At 44.4% G+C, this 14,898-nt stretch carries 14 protein-coding genes and 1 tRNA gene; 10 read left to right on the top strand and 5 right to left on the bottom strand.

Annotated features, from left to right (window positions below; all coding sequences use genetic code 11):
- Positions 1–155 precede the first annotated feature (155 nt).
- The 6 genes from ACVA54_RS00755 to cobA all read left to right on the top strand — a co-directional run bounded on the left by ACVA54_RS00755 (position 156) and on the right by cobA (position 7,618).
- Positions 156–229: transfer RNA gene (locus tag ACVA54_RS00755), tRNA-Cys, on the top strand.
- A 354-nt stretch (positions 230–583) separates the two neighbouring features.
- Positions 584–2,191, top strand: a complete 1,608-nt coding sequence (locus ACVA54_RS00760) for a DUF11 domain-containing protein (RefSeq protein ID WP_446649313.1) — start codon at positions 584–586, stop codon at positions 2,189–2,191.
- A 562-nt stretch (positions 2,192–2,753) separates the two neighbouring features.
- Positions 2,754–5,318 carry a nitrite reductase large subunit NirB gene (gene nirB, locus ACVA54_RS00765; RefSeq protein WP_099077806.1) on the top strand — a complete coding sequence of 855 codons (2,565 nt, stop codon included), beginning with the start codon at positions 2,754–2,756 and terminating at the stop codon, positions 5,316–5,318.
- Positions 5,319–5,330: 12 nt separating this feature from the next.
- On the top strand, positions 5,331–5,654 hold the full coding sequence (gene nirD, locus ACVA54_RS00770) for a nitrite reductase small subunit NirD (RefSeq protein WP_119463851.1): 324 nt from the start codon (positions 5,331–5,333) through the stop codon (positions 5,652–5,654).
- Between the two features lie 179 nt (positions 5,655–5,833).
- Positions 5,834–6,682 carry a formate/nitrite transporter family protein gene (locus ACVA54_RS00775; protein ID WP_446617084.1) on the top strand — a complete coding sequence of 283 codons (849 nt, stop codon included), beginning with the start codon at positions 5,834–5,836 and terminating at the stop codon, positions 6,680–6,682.
- 174 nt (positions 6,683–6,856) lie between these two features.
- Positions 6,857–7,618, top strand: a complete 762-nt coding sequence (gene cobA / locus ACVA54_RS00780; protein WP_099077803.1) for a uroporphyrinogen-III C-methyltransferase — start codon at positions 6,857–6,859, stop codon at positions 7,616–7,618.
- Positions 7,619–7,731: 113 nt separating this feature from the next.
- Here the strand turns inward: cobA and ACVA54_RS00785 are convergent, their stop codons facing one another.
- Entirely contained in the window at positions 7,732–8,172 is a 441-nt protein-coding gene (locus ACVA54_RS00785) for a DUF4174 domain-containing protein (protein WP_099077802.1), read from the bottom strand.
- A gap of 193 nt (positions 8,173–8,365) precedes the next feature.
- On the opposite strand from ACVA54_RS00785, the gene ACVA54_RS00790 reads away from it, so the two are divergent.
- Positions 8,366–8,854, top strand: a complete 489-nt coding sequence (locus tag ACVA54_RS00790) for a LabA-like NYN domain-containing protein (protein ID WP_099077801.1) — start codon at positions 8,366–8,368, stop codon at positions 8,852–8,854.
- A gap of 141 nt (positions 8,855–8,995) precedes the next feature.
- On the opposite strand, the gene ACVA54_RS00795 is transcribed toward ACVA54_RS00790, so the two are convergent.
- The gene (locus ACVA54_RS00795) at positions 8,996–9,190 is read right to left on the bottom strand and encodes a DUF2986 domain-containing protein (protein WP_099077800.1); all 195 of its coding nucleotides are present in this window, start codon (positions 9,188–9,190) and stop codon (positions 8,996–8,998) included.
- A 72-nt stretch (positions 9,191–9,262) separates the two neighbouring features.
- Here ACVA54_RS00795 and ACVA54_RS00800 point away from each other — a divergent pair, with 72 nt between their 5' ends.
- Together ACVA54_RS00800 and ACVA54_RS00805 are read left to right on the top strand one after the other, a co-directional pair.
- On the top strand, positions 9,263–9,772 hold the full coding sequence (locus tag ACVA54_RS00800; RefSeq protein ID WP_099077799.1) for a GNAT family N-acetyltransferase: 510 nt from the start codon (positions 9,263–9,265) through the stop codon (positions 9,770–9,772).
- Positions 9,773–9,786: 14 nt separating this feature from the next.
- Positions 9,787–10,176, top strand: coding sequence for a nitrous oxide-stimulated promoter family protein (locus ACVA54_RS00805; RefSeq protein ID WP_099077798.1), 390 nt, complete (start codon positions 9,787–9,789; stop codon positions 10,174–10,176).
- Between the two features lie 26 nt (positions 10,177–10,202).
- Here ACVA54_RS00805 and ACVA54_RS00810 read toward each other — a convergent pair whose 3' ends face one another.
- Together ACVA54_RS00810 and trxC are read right to left on the bottom strand one after the other, a co-directional pair.
- Positions 10,203–11,363, bottom strand: coding sequence for an MFS transporter (locus ACVA54_RS00810; protein ID WP_099077797.1), 1,161 nt, complete (start codon positions 11,361–11,363; stop codon positions 10,203–10,205).
- A 175-nt stretch (positions 11,364–11,538) separates the two neighbouring features.
- Positions 11,539–11,973 (bottom strand): thioredoxin TrxC, encoded by a 435-nt coding sequence (gene trxC / locus ACVA54_RS00815; protein WP_446579637.1) that lies wholly within the window; start codon positions 11,971–11,973, stop codon positions 11,539–11,541.
- Positions 11,974–12,200: 227 nt separating this feature from the next.
- On the opposite strand from trxC, the gene ACVA54_RS00820 reads away from it, so the two are divergent.
- Complete coding sequence (locus tag ACVA54_RS00820; protein WP_099077796.1) at positions 12,201–13,298, top strand: ketoacyl-ACP synthase III; 1,098 nt, start codon at positions 12,201–12,203, stop codon at positions 13,296–13,298.
- Between the two features lie 62 nt (positions 13,299–13,360).
- On the opposite strand, the gene ACVA54_RS00825 is transcribed toward ACVA54_RS00820, so the two are convergent.
- A complete protein-coding gene (locus ACVA54_RS00825) occupies positions 13,361–14,623 on the bottom strand; it encodes a hydroxymethylglutaryl-CoA reductase (protein ID WP_446619766.1) in 1,263 nt (420 codons plus the stop codon).
- Positions 14,624–14,898 lie beyond the last annotated feature (275 nt).

Here is a 14,898-nt window from a genome sequence, read left to right on the forward strand (position 1 = left end):
CGATAAAGCAGCTATTTGTTGTTTTTTATACCAAACGGATTAAAAGGGCGTTATTTTCTTTGACTATCCCACATAAATCGTTAAAGTACGCGGCATCAGAAAGGCGGTAGCCTCGAAGATACCTTTCAAATGTTTCTGTTTAGAAACGACAAAATGGCGCCTTGGCAGAGTGGCTATGCAGCGGATTGCAAATCCGTGGACCTCGGTTCGACTCCGGGAGGCGCCTCCATTTCTATTCATCCTGATTTCAATCTACCTAATATCGCAGTTAAAGCACTAATCTGTAACATATGTGAACTAGACTGTATCAAACTGTAACATCATACTCTTCACTCGTTAGTCTCTCTATTTATTACTGATTTTCTACCCTAATCGATTTTCGTTGCGATTGTGACTGAACAATGTGTCCACTTAGCTCTTCTATTACATATTCAAGTTTTAATAAATCAATAACTTAACCGATGGCATGCTCTATGCCTTAGTGATGGTGAAACGAAAGTCGTATCACGCTTTCACTCTTTTAAAGGCAATGAATGACATATGGACCTTCGTCAAGTTTTAGAAGTGTTCTAAGGAGTAGATTATGAAACCTGATAAGCCAGATCTCTGGCATACGATGACGAGCTTTATTTTTGCAGCTTTTACGAGTGTTTTGATTGGTAGTTCTGCATTTGCGACACCAACTGATGGGGTGTTTGAGCTAGAGCCAAACGCAAACGCTGTTGATGATTCAGGAGTTGGTGCACCCGACGATTGGGGAACTCCGCCACTCGCTGGCTCTGCACAAGTCTTTAGCTTTGAAGATGATACCGCCACCCCAGACACGATATTTACCGGGGGTAAAAAAGACATACAAGACATCCCACAGTTAGGTTGGAAGACCGGGTCTGTCCTCGATAAAGGGGACATTCATCATGCGTATGCAGCGGCTTATATTATCAACAATGAACTTATCTTAACCTTTGGTGCAAACCGCTTCGGCAATAGCGGCGACGCCTTTTTAGGATTTTGGTTTTATCAAGATTCTGTTGGAACGAATCCTGACGGTACGTTTTCCGGTGAACACGTCGCGGGTGACTTACTTATCCAAGTAAATTACTTACAATCGGCGAATGCTGGACCTGAGATTTTGGTTCTAGAATGGGATACAACTTGTAACAAAGCTGCGAGTAATAATCCACAAGATGGACAGTGTGCAGCTGCAAACCTTCGTTTAAAAATTAGAACCAATGCACTATGTGCTCCGGGAAATCAATTGGTTTGTGCTTCTACAAATACGTCTGATGCAACTTCGCCATGGCCGTATACTCCTAAAGATGGTGTAGACGATGTTTTCCCTCCGGAAACCTTCTTCGAAGGGGGCGTAAATATTACACAGCTTCTTCAAGCGGACACCTGTTTTAGTGCTTTTGCCGCAGAGACGCGTGCATCAAGTAGTGTTACAGCGCAGTTGAAAGACTTTGTCGTTGGAGACTTTGAGTTATGTAGTGTAGATATTACCAAAACGTGTAATCAAGCGATTGTGAACGCGACTGAAGACGGCTATATCTATAACTATAGCGGTAACGTTATTAATGATGGTGTAGGCACACTATATGACGTAGTCGTTGAAGATCTGGAAGCGGGTACCACTCACAGTCTTGGTAGTATTGCCTCAGGTCAGAGTGCAAGCTACTCAGGAAGCTTTGAGAGTACAAGTAATGGTCTAACCAACACTGTAAAAGTCACCGCTGCCGCAACACCTGGTGGACAAGCAACGATTACGGATACTGCCAGCGATCCTTGTGAGAAAATACCGTTATCAGCAATGATCAGTGTGAATAAATCATGTACCAGCGGATTCAAACAAACCTCGAGTGGCATTGTTGCCGAAGTAAGCTTCTCTGGCATGGTTTGCAATACAACGCCAGATTTGACGTTGGTTAACGTTTCTGTTGTGGATGACTCAGGCACGCCGAGTGATACCTCAGATGACGTTGTAGTACTGAGCAATGTCGTGCTCGGGCCTCCAAATAGTGGTAACGAGTGTAGCTCATACAGTGGTAGCTATATTCCTAAAGCGTTTAGCAATTCACAAACGCAATCATTCCGAGACACGTTCACAGCGGTTGGCTTCTTGAAGATTGATGGCACTAAGGGCACAGATACAGCCTCTGCTGATTGTAATATCTGTCCTGTACCAAGTAACTAAATGATGGCGTTAAAAAGCCTGGATGTTTCCAGGCTTTTTGTTCTTTGCCCGGTTTTTCTTTCCCTCCATAACTTCCGTGTTTGCCAGAATAGGGCTTTTAGCAGATCCTGCCTGTCTCTGCACAAGTCGTTTAACAGTAACCTATTGAGTATGAAAAACACGGAAGTGACTCTGCGGGGGAGAATTTAAACTAATTCGCTTTTTCAGATATTCAAAATAGCCAACTGACGCACCCAAATCTTTAGAGGTTACCGGATGTAGAAGTCTGACTGCACAATAATCCACTCTTTATCAATTATTGTCTGGGCCGAATAGAGAGTTATCAAAACGGGTTCTTTTTTTATTGTTGTGAAACAATATGAAAAATACGTTGCTTTTGTTTGTTTGTTTAAATTACACGATTCTTGCCAAAGTTACGAAAGTTAAGGCTTGTCTTATGGTTAAATATTGCTCCTACCCCTTTAGGGTAGTTTGATTCTGTAATTGATTTACATCATGTATTAATTTTCTTTCATAATTAACAATGCGCTCAGTGATAAGAACCTAACCCTTAGGAATTAGAATGAGCAAGTTGAAGCTAGTTGTCATCGGTAACGGCATGGTAGGCCACCGTTACATCGAAGACTTAGTCGACAAAACCGATGTTTCTAATATGGACATTACGGTTTTCTGTGAAGAACCTCGTGTCGCATATGACCGTGTACACCTTTCCTCTTACTTTTCTCACCATACTGCAGACGAGCTTTCCTTAGTAAAAGAAGGTTTCTACGAGAAGCACGGTATTAACATGTTGATCGGCGAACGCGCGATTAACATCAACCGTGAAAACCGCATCGTTTACTCAAGCACTGGCCGTGAAGTTCAATACGACAAGCTGATTCTTGCTACTGGCTCATTCCCATTTGTTCCACCTATCAAAGGTCACGAAAGCAAAGACTGTTTTGTTTACCGTACTATCGAAGATCTTAAAGCGATCGAAGCGTGTGCGAAGAAGAGCAAATCAGGCGTAGTTATCGGCGGTGGCCTGCTAGGCCTTGAAGCGGCAGGCGCACTGAAAGCGTTGGGTGTAGAAACACACGTTGTTGAGTTCGCACCAAAGCTGATGGCAGAGCAACTTGACCTTGCTGGTGGTAACCAACTTCGCCAAAAGATCGAGCGTATGGGCGTGAACGTTCACACCAGCAAGAACACGCTTGAGATTGCTGCAGAAGGTACAAGCGCTCGTAACGTTATGCGCTTTGCAGACGGTACTGAGCTAGAGACAGACTTCATCGTATTCTCTGCGGGTATTCGTCCTCAAGACAAACTTGCTCGTCAAATGGGATTAGATGTTGCTCCTCGTGGTGGTGTAGCGATCAATGACCACTGTCAAACATCGGATGATAACATTTACGCTATCGGTGAGTGTGCGTCTTGGAACGAAATGTTCTACGGTCTTGTGGCGCCTGGTTACAAAATGGCGACAGTTGCGGTTGATCACCTACTGGGTAATACAGAAAGCAAATTCCAAGGCGCAGACATGTCTGCGAAACTTAAATTGCTTGGCGTGAAAGTTGGCTCTATTGGTGATGCGAACGGTCGCACAGAAGGTTGTAAGAGCTACGTTTACCAAAACGAAGAGCAAGAAGTTTACAAACGACTTATCGTATCAGAAGACAATAAGAAATTGCTTGGTGCAGTGATGGTTGGCGATACGTCTGACTACGGTGATCTTCTACAGCTTATGCTGAATGAAATCGACCTACCTGAGCACCCTGACGCGTTGATCTTACCAGCACACGCAGGCGCAGAAAAACCGTCTCTGGGCGCAGACGCACTACCAGAGAGCGCAGTTATCTGTTCATGTTTCGATGTGACCAAAGGTAAGATCGCGCAAGCGGTGGCTGATGGTCATCACACATTGGGTGACATCAAAGCGATAACAGGTGCAGGTACAGGTTGTGGTGGGTGTATTCCTCTCGTGACTTCAGTACTGAACGCAGAGCTTGCGAAATCGGGTATCGAAGTGAAGAGCGACGTATGTGAGCACTTTGCTTACTCTCGTCAAGAGCTATTCCACTTGATCCGCATCGAAGAGATCAAAACGTTTGAAGAGCTTCTAGAGAAGTACGGTAAAGGTTACGGCTGTGAAGTGTGTAAACCACTGGCTGGTTCAATCTTGGCTTCTTGTTGGGGTGAGCACATTCTTAAGCCTCAATTGGTTAAGCTGCACGACACCAATGATAACTTCCTGGGTAACATCCAAAAAGACGGTACTTACTCTGTTATCCCTCGTATGGCAGGTGGTGAAGTAACGCCTCAAGCGCTGGGTGTTCTAGCGGCGGTTGCTGAGGAATACAACCTATACACTAAAGTGACAGGCGCACAGCGTATCGGTCTGTTTGGTGCTCAAAAAGACGATCTTCCACAGATCTGGCGCAAGCTTATCGATGCTGGTTTCGAAACCGGTCAAGCTTACGCAAAAGCGCTTCGTATGGCGAAGACATGCGTTGGCTCGACGTGGTGTCGTTACGGCGTTCAAGACTCTGTCGGTCTAGGCTCGTACATCGAGAACCGCTACAAAGGCATTCGTACCCCTCATAAGATGAAGTTCGGTGTTTCTGGCTGTACTCGTGAGTGTGCGGAAGCACAAGGTAAAGACCTTGGCATCATCGCGACTGACGCAGGTTGGAACATGTACGTATGTGGTAACGGCGGCATGAAACCTCGTCACGCAGACCTACTAGCAAGTGACCTAGATAAAGAAACGTTAATTAAGTACATCGACCGCTTCATGATGTTCTACATCCGCACTGCCGCGCCACTACAACGCACATCGGTTTGGATGGAAAACATGGAAGGTGGCGTTGACTACCTACGCGAAGTGATTGTTGAAGACAAACTTGGCATCAACGCTCAACTAGAAGAAGACGTAGCGAAGCTTGTAGACGAGTACGAGTGTGAGTGGACTGCGACCATCAATGATGAATCACAATTGAAACGTTTTGCACACTTCATCAACTCTGACAAACGCGATGACAACGTTGTGTTTGTACAAGAGCGTGAACAGCACCGCCCTGCAACTTTCACGGAGAAATACCCTGAAGTGAAAGGCGACATCCTACACGTAGCGATCACTGAAGCATAAGGAAGAGTTGATATGTCATTTGAAAAGATTTGCCAAATCAGCGATATCGTACCGGGCACTGGCATTTGTGCACTGCTTGGTGGAAAGCAAGTTGCCGTATTTCGTCCGACTGAAGCCGAAGAAGTTCTGGCTATCAGCAACACAGACCCGTTTTTTCAATCAAACGTGCTTTCTCGTGGTTTGATCTGTGAGCACCAAGGTGAGCTTTGGGTTGCAAGCCCACTTAAAAAGCAACGATTTAATTTAGCAACCGGTGTTTGCATGGAAGACGAGCATTTCAACGTGAAAGCGTACAAAGCGCGCGTGACTAACGGCGAAGTGGAAATTTCTGCATAAGCTCGATTTGAGTTCCCTCCTCTTTGGGGGAGGGAACTAACCGAAATCTAGATTTAATAGGCAAAGGCTTTCCGTGGTTCATCTACGGGTACAGGGAAGCTAGGTGTTACTCATCGGTAAGTCTTTCTCTATTCAATCTTTAATTTTTAACTTTCACATTTTTGAATAAGGACACATTCATGTCTACTGACTTTAAGCCTGCAGAATTCGTGCAAACCATGATCAACGTGGGTGAAGCGAAAACCAACACTAGTACTCGCGATCTTCTTCTTCGCGGTACAATGGCTGGTATTATTCTTTCTCTGGCGGTTGTGGTCGCAATTACAGCGATGGTACAAACGGGTATAGGCCTTGTGGGAGCGTTGGTCTTCCCTGTCGGTTTTGTGATTCTCAGCGTCATGGGTTACGATCTAGTGACAGGTGTTTTCGGCCTTGCACCATTAGCGAAGTTCGAAAATCGTCCTGGCATAACGTGGAGTCGCATCTTCCGTTGTTGGGGGCTTGTTGGTTTGGGTAACCTAATCGGTTCTCTGATCGTTGCTTACCTAGTGGCTATCTCTTTGACAGGCAACTTTTCTCTAGAACTGAATGCAGTAGCGAAGAAATTTGTCGCTGTTTCTACTGCACGTAGCCTTGGTTTCGAGAATATGGGTATGGACGGATGGATCACGTGTTTCGTGCGCGGTATCTTCTGTAACCTGATGGTGTGTCTAGGTGTTATCGGCAACATGACAGCGCGTTCAGTTTCTGGTCGCGTAGCGATGATGTGGTTCCCGATCTTCATCTTCTTCGCACTAGTATTTGAACACACAGTAGTAAACATGTTCCTATTCCCACTGGGTATGATTCTAGGTGCGGATTTTGGCATTGCGACATGGTTGAACTTCAACCTAATTCCAACAATCCTAGGTAACATTGTTGGTGGTTTAGTTATGACATGTATTCCACTGTACCTAACTCATGCTAAAACTGCGCCATCTATCAATGCGCAAGACGAAGTAAAAGCAGAACCTTCAATGGTGAAATAATTCGCTTGTGCTAGCCCCATCTTTAGATAGATGGGGCCATGCTTTAATCTTAACTTTCATCTGTTATTTAATTGTTTTGGCGATAAAAAGTAATCACTCTTTAGAGTAGTTTGAATCCTAATTGGATCATGTGAGTGTTACTTTTTATATCTAAATTTACCGATAGGCATTGATATGACTACAGTTCATTCATCTTTAAACCACGGCTTTGTTTCACTAGTGGGCGCAGGGCCTGGCGATCCTGATTTGCTCACAGTCAAAGGCTTAAAAGCGATTCAAGCGGCTGAAGTTGTTGTGTATGACCGATTAGTGTCGAAAGACATTCTTGAGCTAGCGCACGCATCAGCAGAGATGATCTATGTAGGTAAAAAACTAGACTTTCATTGCGTACCACAAGATCAAATCAACCAAATCTTGGTACAAAAAGCGCAAGAGGGTAAGCGGGTGGTGCGCCTAAAAGGTGGCGATTCGTTTATTTTTGGCCGTGGTGGTGAAGAGCTAGAAGAGTTAGCCGAGTTTGGCATCAAATACGAAGTGATCCCGGGTATTACGGCAGCTGCAGGTGCGACAGCTTATGCGGGTATTCCTTTGACGCATCGCGATCACGCACAGAGTGTTCAATTTATTACAGGACACGTGCAAAAAGATGGTCGTGAGATTGAATGGCACTCATTGGCACAGTCAAATAACACACTTGTGTTCTACATGGGACTAAAACAAAGTGGTCAAATCATGGATAAGCTGATCACGCATGGTTTAGATCCAGAAATGTCGTGCGCTATCATCGAAAATGGTACGCGACCAGAGCAACGTGTGTTCCAAGGGAAGTTGAGTGAATTAGCAAATATGGCTGAGAAAGCCGTAAGCCCAGCGTTGATAGTGGTTGGTAGTGTTACTCAGTTACACAATAAATTGGATTGGTTCTGCAAACATTAAGTTTCATAATACCAAGCCTCGTAATCACTAATCTTCACAATACTGAAATTTATAATAACTAATCTTAATAGCAGCCAAGTCTAATAATAACTTGGCTTCGACATTGTTAAGTATTAAATGGCACAGGGGCTGCGTTTCTGCTGCATTTCTCTTTTTCGCATTGGCATCTCATCAATGAGGTTATTGATGAATTGCCAATCGGTTTTTGCGCCCCAGCGGTGTTTTTCTTCACCGTCTTTTCCTAATAGAATTGCGGTGTGCTGTCCTTGTTTTACTTGGTAGAGTTTGGCAAGCATCTTCAAATCGAATTCTTCTTTTAACCATGCCGGTTGAGTAAACCCATCTTCAGCAATAACCAGTGTGACAATGTCACGGTCTTCGAGTTCGCATTCGTTCATTAAGGCTTCGAGTAAAAACTGCTTCACGTGGTCATCATTGCTCGGCGCAAAATACAGCACACTTCGATGCGGCCAGTGTTGATCATGTGACGGATAGCCAAAAGCAGCAGTGGACACTAGGCACGTAACCAATAGAGCGAGTACTTTGTGTATCATGGCATTACTCCTATAAACGTGAACAACAGGTCTGGTCACGTCTGTAAACCAAGTTACTCTAGCTGAACTGAATCTATGAGCAGAGCACCTTGAGATTACTTGTATACATACGTAAGTTTAGTGGAAATCGCTCATTGTGCTTTTGGGCAAAGTCGCTTAGGGTATGCAGCAAAAGATAAGGTGTACGAAATAGATGAGTTCGGAAAATAAACAAACAGTCGCGATTCTTGCTGATGTGCAGAATGTGTATTACACCTGCCGAGAAGCGTATCGAGCAAATTTTGACTACAACCAGTTCTGGTATGTGGCGACACAAGACAAACATGTGGTCAGTGCTCGCGCTTATGCTATTGCTAGTAATGATCCTAAACAGCGTCAATTCCACCATATTTTACGTGGTGTGGGTTTTGAAGTGATGTTAAAACCGTTTATTCAGCGTAGAGATGGTAGCGCTAAAGGGGATTGGGATGTTGGCATCACGCTCGATGCGATAGAGATTGCTCCAGAGGTAGACGAAGTGATACTGGTTTCTGGTGATGGTGATTTTACGATGTTAGTTGAACGTATCCAGCAACGTTTTAATAAGAAAGTCACCGTTTATGGCGTACCTAAGCTCACTTCTCAGACTCTCATAGATGCGGCGGACAGCTTTATTGCAATAGAAAATGATTTTTTGCTGTAATTGCTTTTTCTGTAATAGCTTATTTGCGGTGATGCATTTTAAGAACAGAGGTGAATTGTTCGCACAAGCAATTCACCTCTGTGATGTCGTAGAACTAAGGAAAGTCGACACTCGGTCAGCTCTACGGATTCACGAAAGTCATTAACTTTGCTCACTAACCTCACTTTCTACCGCACTATCAGCACCTTGCTCAGTCGCTTGGTTTTGCTCTTCTGCTTCCATTTTTGCACGTTCAGCTTTAGAGATGTAACGGGGCTTGTTGCTTTTGTGCAGTTTTGAATTCTGCTTTTTTAGCTTTGATTTTAAAATTTGGTTGATTTTCTTCTTGCGGTTCATGGTGTTGGTCCTTTAATTTAGCGGGGCAGAATAGTGATTTTTCCGCTAAGTTACAAGCCTAATGGATACCCTATGAGAACACTTAATACAGAGCGCCTAATACTACGTCTTGTTAGTGTAGAAGATGCGCCGTTTATTTTAGAGCTCTATAACCATCCAGATTTTTATCGCTTTGTCGGTGACAAGCAAATTCGTACCTTAGATGAAGCACAACGTTACATCGAATTGAACATGCTACATATGCAAAAACTTAAAGGCGTGAGCTTGCTGGTGGTTGAAACTAAAGATGACAACCAACCAATAGGTATATGCGGGTTAGTGAAGCGTGATACATTGACTGCTCTTGATATTGGCTACGGATATTTGCCAACGGCTTATGGCAAAGGTTATGCAATCGAAGCGGCGAAAGCTGTCGTTAAATTTGCCCGCGATGGAATGAATATAGAAAACCTTGTTGCTATCACCAAAAATGACAATATTCGTAGTATCAGTTTGCTTAAAAAGCTCGGCTTTCAGTATCAGCGTGTGGAACAGCAGTACGATAATGGACGGACGTTACAACTTTACTCGATGAAACTGTGAATCTAGGTTAGTTAATGAGCGAGATTTTATTAGGCAAACTTGCCACAGAATTGAAAACGGTAAAAGCCATGATTGAGGTGTATTGCCACGATCATCATGGCACAAAAGGCGAGCTGTGCTCAGCGTGTCGTAAATTGTTGGATTATGCAGAGGTTCGCTTAGATCGCTGTCCTTATGGTGAAGATAAGCCTGCGTGCAATAAATGTCCGATTCATTGTTACAAGCCGGAGCCGAAAGAGCTGATGCGTTTGGTGATGCGTTACTCCGGACCGCGGATGCTAATACACCATCCCATTTTAGCGATTAGGCATTTGGTGCATGAAAAGCGGAGCGTTCCTGAAAAACCTATTGCCAATGCATCGAATCGCCACAGAAGAGCAGCACAAAAAAAACGAGAGCATTGAGCCCTCGTTTTTCGTTTGAATTAAGATTATAGGCCTGCAGCCATTTGATGTTTTGATTTCGTCGCTGCCAATAACATGTAGATACAGGTCGCAAGCAGAGCAGCGAATAGGTAACCCAATAAGCCGTGCATTTGCCCCATAAATTTATCTGCAACCACAGGGCCAGCGACAGAACCAACGCTGTAGCTAAATAACATCACCTGAGCGGCTGATACGATAAAGCGCTCATCCAAACCCTCACAACCTAAGTTAATCGCAATCGGGTAAAGTGCAAATGTTGCCATACCCAATAAGAATAGTGATGCCGCAAGCACTACCGCTGACGATGAGATGAATGTCAGGCCGATAGAGAAAATACCAAGAATACAGAAAAACGCCATTAGCACGGTACGGCTCATGTATTTGTTTAACGCTGTCACCATAGGTTGAACTAACATGCCGCCTAGGATCACGAGCGCCATCAAAGTGCCAATGTCTTGGTGGCTAATTTTACGGTTTGCAAGCTCTACAGGCATTAGGCCATAAATAGCACCAAGTGTTAGGCCGGAAACCACACAACCAATGATCGCCGCATGGTTTAGTTTAGAGATTTGCTTAAGTGATAGCGCTGTTGATTCTTGGCTATTTGGTTGTTCACAATCGATGAACATCAATACCAAGATTGCCATTAGGATCAGTGTGATGATCGCAATAAAAGGCACACCGCCGCTAACGCCAAGAATCCCAATGCCAAACTGACCTAGTGCTGAGCCTCCGTACAGTGACAGCATGTATAGGCTTAATCGTTTTGCACGTGATGATTCATCACCGGCCATCAACCAAGATTCAACAATAACAAATACACCAGCGACGGCAATACCAGCAACAAAACGTGCAAAAAGCCAAACTACACCGTTAGGTACAATAGGCAATACAACGATAGTTAGTGAGAATGCCGCTAAGCAACCTACAAACGCTTTGCGGTGACCAACACTGTGCACGATGCGTTCAAAGAACATTGCACCGATCAGTAGACCGCCATAAAACACACTCGCCAACCAACTCGCATAATCAGCAGAGATGTTGTATTCACCAAGCATAAGAGGGATCAAGCTCATCAAATAGCCTGACGCCACTGCATAAAGAGACAGTGCTACGACAGGAACTGTGACTCGTGGCGATGCAGCAGGAATGGCTGTGTTTTCCAATGTTTTGCGCCTATAAGTTAAGTAAAATTTAGGGGTTAATTGGCGCGAATATGAGTCTAATTAATAGGCAAGTAAAACGATAATTTTCTTTCGTGTCGACAAAAGAAATTTATCGATATTCTATAAAGAATTACTGTATAAAAACGCCAGCCCGTAAACAGACTGGCGAATGGGGTTATTTACTAAGTGCTTGATTTAACCACTGTTCAAATTGAGATTTTGGCAATGCGCCATTGATCATATCGACGCGTTGACCATTTTTATAAACCATAATTGTTGGGATACTACGAATGCCAAATTGTGCAGCGAGTTGTTGCTCTGATTCTGTATCAATCTTGACAAAACGGACGTTTCCGGCTCGATCTTGAGCGACATCAGAGAAAACAGGGGCAAAGCCGACGCATGGATTACACCAAGGGGCCCAAAAATCGACCACGACTGGTGTGCGACTTTGTAACAGCGCAGAAAAGTTTTCGAGCGTTCCCTCAATTGGCGCGCCATCGAACAGCGCAGCCTTACACTTACCGCAGTTTGCTGACTCTGCGACTCGCTCATTGGGAACACGATTTAAACCGCCACAAGACGGACAACGAGTTTTAAACGATGACATGACTTCTTCCTTTATGACAACTTGATGAAAACATGACTTATCAGCCAGCCTCATTATTTGTATACTTATTATGTTATATCCGAATTACTGAGAAATTGTGCTCAGAAAAGCGACTTAGTTCGACGCCCTTGGGTATAGTTTGCCGAAAAATGGAACGGCAAGTTTGTATTGGGACCTGATTAGGTTCTAAGAAATTTCATTTAAATACAACAATAAATAGGTCTGTGATGACAAATTACTATGCTGAAATCACTGGTTGGGGAAAGTGTCTCCCACCAGCCACGCTCTCTAACGATGACCTCAGTACTTTTCTCGATACATCAGATGAATGGATTCGTACCCGCACTGGCATTGAAAATCGTCGCATTAGCCATGTAAATACGTCGGATATGGCCACCGTGGCAGCACAGCATGCAATGGCCTGTGCAGGTGTAGAGGCGAGCGATATTGACTTGATCATTGTTGCGACATGCTCACCCGATTCTCTTATTCCAAATATTGCTTCTAAAGTGCAGCAAAACCTAGGCATTCGTTCAGCTGCCGCATTTGATTTAAACGCAGCGTGCACTGGGTTTGTATACGGTCTTGAAACGGGCACGCGTCTGATTCAATCAGGTAACTACCGTAATGCCATCATCATTGGTGCAGAGCGTCTTTCTTTCTATATCGACTGGGCAATGCGTGATACCGCAGTATTGTTCGGGGATGGTGCTGGCGCTGTGGTTCTAACGCGCACTGAGCAAGAAGTAGGTCTACTGCAATCGCAAATTGGCTGTGATGCAAAAGGTCGTGACATTCTCTCTGTACCTAAGTTTGGTACTTGTATGGATCGTTTCGCAGAAGATAATGGTTACTGGGATTTTAACTTTGTTGGACAAGAGATATTTAAGCGCGCAGTGAAAGGTATGGGCTTAGCGGCGAAAACTGTATTGAAAGCATCGCAGCTAACCACTGATCAAATTGATGTGGTTATTCCTCATCAAGCGAATATTCGTATTATTCAAACATTGTGTGATTTATCTGGCATTCCGCAAGACAAAGCGTTTGTGAATATTCAAAACTATGGCAACACTTCTGCTGCGACCGTGCCAATTGCGTTGTGTGAGGCTGTAGAGCAAGGCAGGGTGAAACCGGGCGACAACATGTTACTCGCGGCGTTCGGCGCTGGTTTAACATGGGGTGCTACGGTACTGAAGTGGGGAGACAGCGTAACGCCTGTCGCGGAAAGTGATGCCGCTCTGCCAGAATGCGATAAATCTGCACTGGAGCTTTTAGAGCGTGCAATCAAGTTATGTAATGAGCGTCCTCGTGGCGATGAAGCATAATCAATACTGTGGGTAATCAAAAGGGAGCATAACGCTCCCTTTTTTGTTCGTTGATTCACGGATTATTTTCTTGCTAGTTTATGGTGAGCTCGTGAGAAGTGATCCGCACAGAATGCACCAACGATAGAGAGTTCTCCCGCTAAACAAAGCGCAGCAGCCACTTCCGCTAAGGCTTTGGCTTTACCGTTTCCATGTAACCCCAAAATATCAAGACATGCTTTTTGTGTAGGTAGTCCCGTCCCGCCACCTACGGTGCCGACCATGATGTTGGGCAATGTTACCGATGCATACAGGTCACCTTGTTGGTCTATGTCCATGCGAGTAATTCCGATGGCAGACTCAGCCACGCATGCGGCATCTTGGCCACAAGCGATATAAAGGGCAGTTAGGGCATTTGCATAGTGCGCATTGATTCCGATGGTACCACTAAGCAATCCTCCAACCATGCTCATTTTTCCAAACTTAACCATGTTTTCTGGCGTGGTGTGGAGATACTTTTTCACTAATTCCGCAGGGATAGTCACTTCTGCAGAGACTTTTTTCCCCCGAACCGAGCGCAGCGTATGCGCATTCGCTTTTTTATCACCAGATAAGTTACCGTCTAAGAATGCATCGACGGGGGCGATAGGGCAGTGTTGCAAAATATAGTGAAATACTTTGTGCGTTGCGATGGTCACCATATTTTGGCCAGAGGCATCACCTGTTACATATTCAAACACGAGGTAAACATGGTTACCTTCTATGTTGACATTAATGTCTTTGAGTTTGCCGTGCGTCGTCGTAGATTCCGCTTCTTTGCGCAATATGTCGTATTGTGTCACGACCCAACTGACAAATTGAGCCGCTTCCGCTATTGACACAAAGGCGAAGACCGGAGTTCGAGTCACTCCCTCGCTGATCAACAGTGTACTCGCGCCGCCAGCAGCGGTAATGAGATTGGCACCACGGTTGTAAGATGCCACCAACGCCGCTTCTGTTGTCGCTAACGGAACCAAGTAGTCGTCATTGGCAAACAATCCGTTAATACGAAGAGGGCCTGCAACTCCGACAGGAACGTTCACGGTACCGATAAAGTGCTCAATATTATTTGCATAGTCGTCGTAATGAGATTGTGTGAAAGGATCGAGCAGGAGATCTTTGTCCGTTATGGACGCCAGAACGTTCCAGCGACGGTTAACCAGTTTGTCAGACAGTCCAGCACTCAAGCACAGTTTTCTTATTACTTTATGGTATTTCGGTTCTAATGCCGATTGTACTTTTTCGCAGGTTTCAATATTAGAGAGTGTGGAATGACTCCTTTTACTGTCTAAATTCAATTTCGGCATATCAGTATTCCATTCTTTGTTTGGCTTGGAATAATAGTGATACAACACTATGTATTCGTCATGCAACCAAAGGGCTTTAGGGACTTGAGGCGTTGTGCTTAAACTTGACTAAAATATTACAATTGTTGCTGAAATTGGAAAGCAATAAGCGGTCAGAAATCTGGTCATAACTTATTGACCCGGTGTGAAAGTCGCACGATTTTCTATTTGGTTTCAATTCTTACAAGGTCAGTTATGAAAGCAAGCTTCAGATAATGTAAAAGTTGTGCAAATTA

The organism is Vibrio sp. PNB23_22_6, from assembly GCF_052877535.1.

Excerpts from the sequence above, each read along its gene's own strand:
- ACVA54_RS00760 (WP_446649313.1), top strand. The coding sequence starts at position 584 with ATGAAACCTGATAAGCCAGATCTCTGGCATACGATGACGAGCTTTATT.
- nirB (WP_099077806.1), top strand. The coding sequence starts at position 2,754 with ATGAGCAAGTTGAAGCTAGTTGTCATCGGTAACGGCATGGTAGGCCAC.
- nirD (WP_119463851.1), top strand. The coding sequence starts at position 5,331 with ATGTCATTTGAAAAGATTTGCCAAATCAGCGATATCGTACCGGGCACT.
- ACVA54_RS00775 (WP_446617084.1), top strand. The coding sequence starts at position 5,834 with ATGTCTACTGACTTTAAGCCTGCAGAATTCGTGCAAACCATGATCAAC.
- cobA (WP_099077803.1), top strand. The coding sequence starts at position 6,857 with ATGACTACAGTTCATTCATCTTTAAACCACGGCTTTGTTTCACTAGTG.
- ACVA54_RS00785 (WP_099077802.1), bottom strand. The coding sequence starts at position 8,172 with ATGATACACAAAGTACTCGCTCTATTGGTTACGTGCCTAGTGTCCACT.
- ACVA54_RS00790 (WP_099077801.1), top strand. The coding sequence starts at position 8,366 with ATGAGTTCGGAAAATAAACAAACAGTCGCGATTCTTGCTGATGTGCAG.
- ACVA54_RS00795 (WP_099077800.1), bottom strand. The coding sequence starts at position 9,190 with ATGAACCGCAAGAAGAAAATCAACCAAATTTTAAAATCAAAGCTAAAA.
- ACVA54_RS00800 (WP_099077799.1), top strand. The coding sequence starts at position 9,263 with ATGAGAACACTTAATACAGAGCGCCTAATACTACGTCTTGTTAGTGTA.
- ACVA54_RS00805 (WP_099077798.1), top strand. The coding sequence starts at position 9,787 with ATGAGCGAGATTTTATTAGGCAAACTTGCCACAGAATTGAAAACGGTA.
- trxC (WP_446579637.1), bottom strand. The coding sequence starts at position 11,973 with ATGTCATCGTTTAAAACTCGTTGTCCGTCTTGTGGCGGTTTAAATCGT.
- ACVA54_RS00820 (WP_099077796.1), top strand. The coding sequence starts at position 12,201 with ATGACAAATTACTATGCTGAAATCACTGGTTGGGGAAAGTGTCTCCCA.
- ACVA54_RS00825 (WP_446619766.1), bottom strand. The coding sequence starts at position 14,623 with ATGCCGAAATTGAATTTAGACAGTAAAAGGAGTCATTCCACACTCTCT.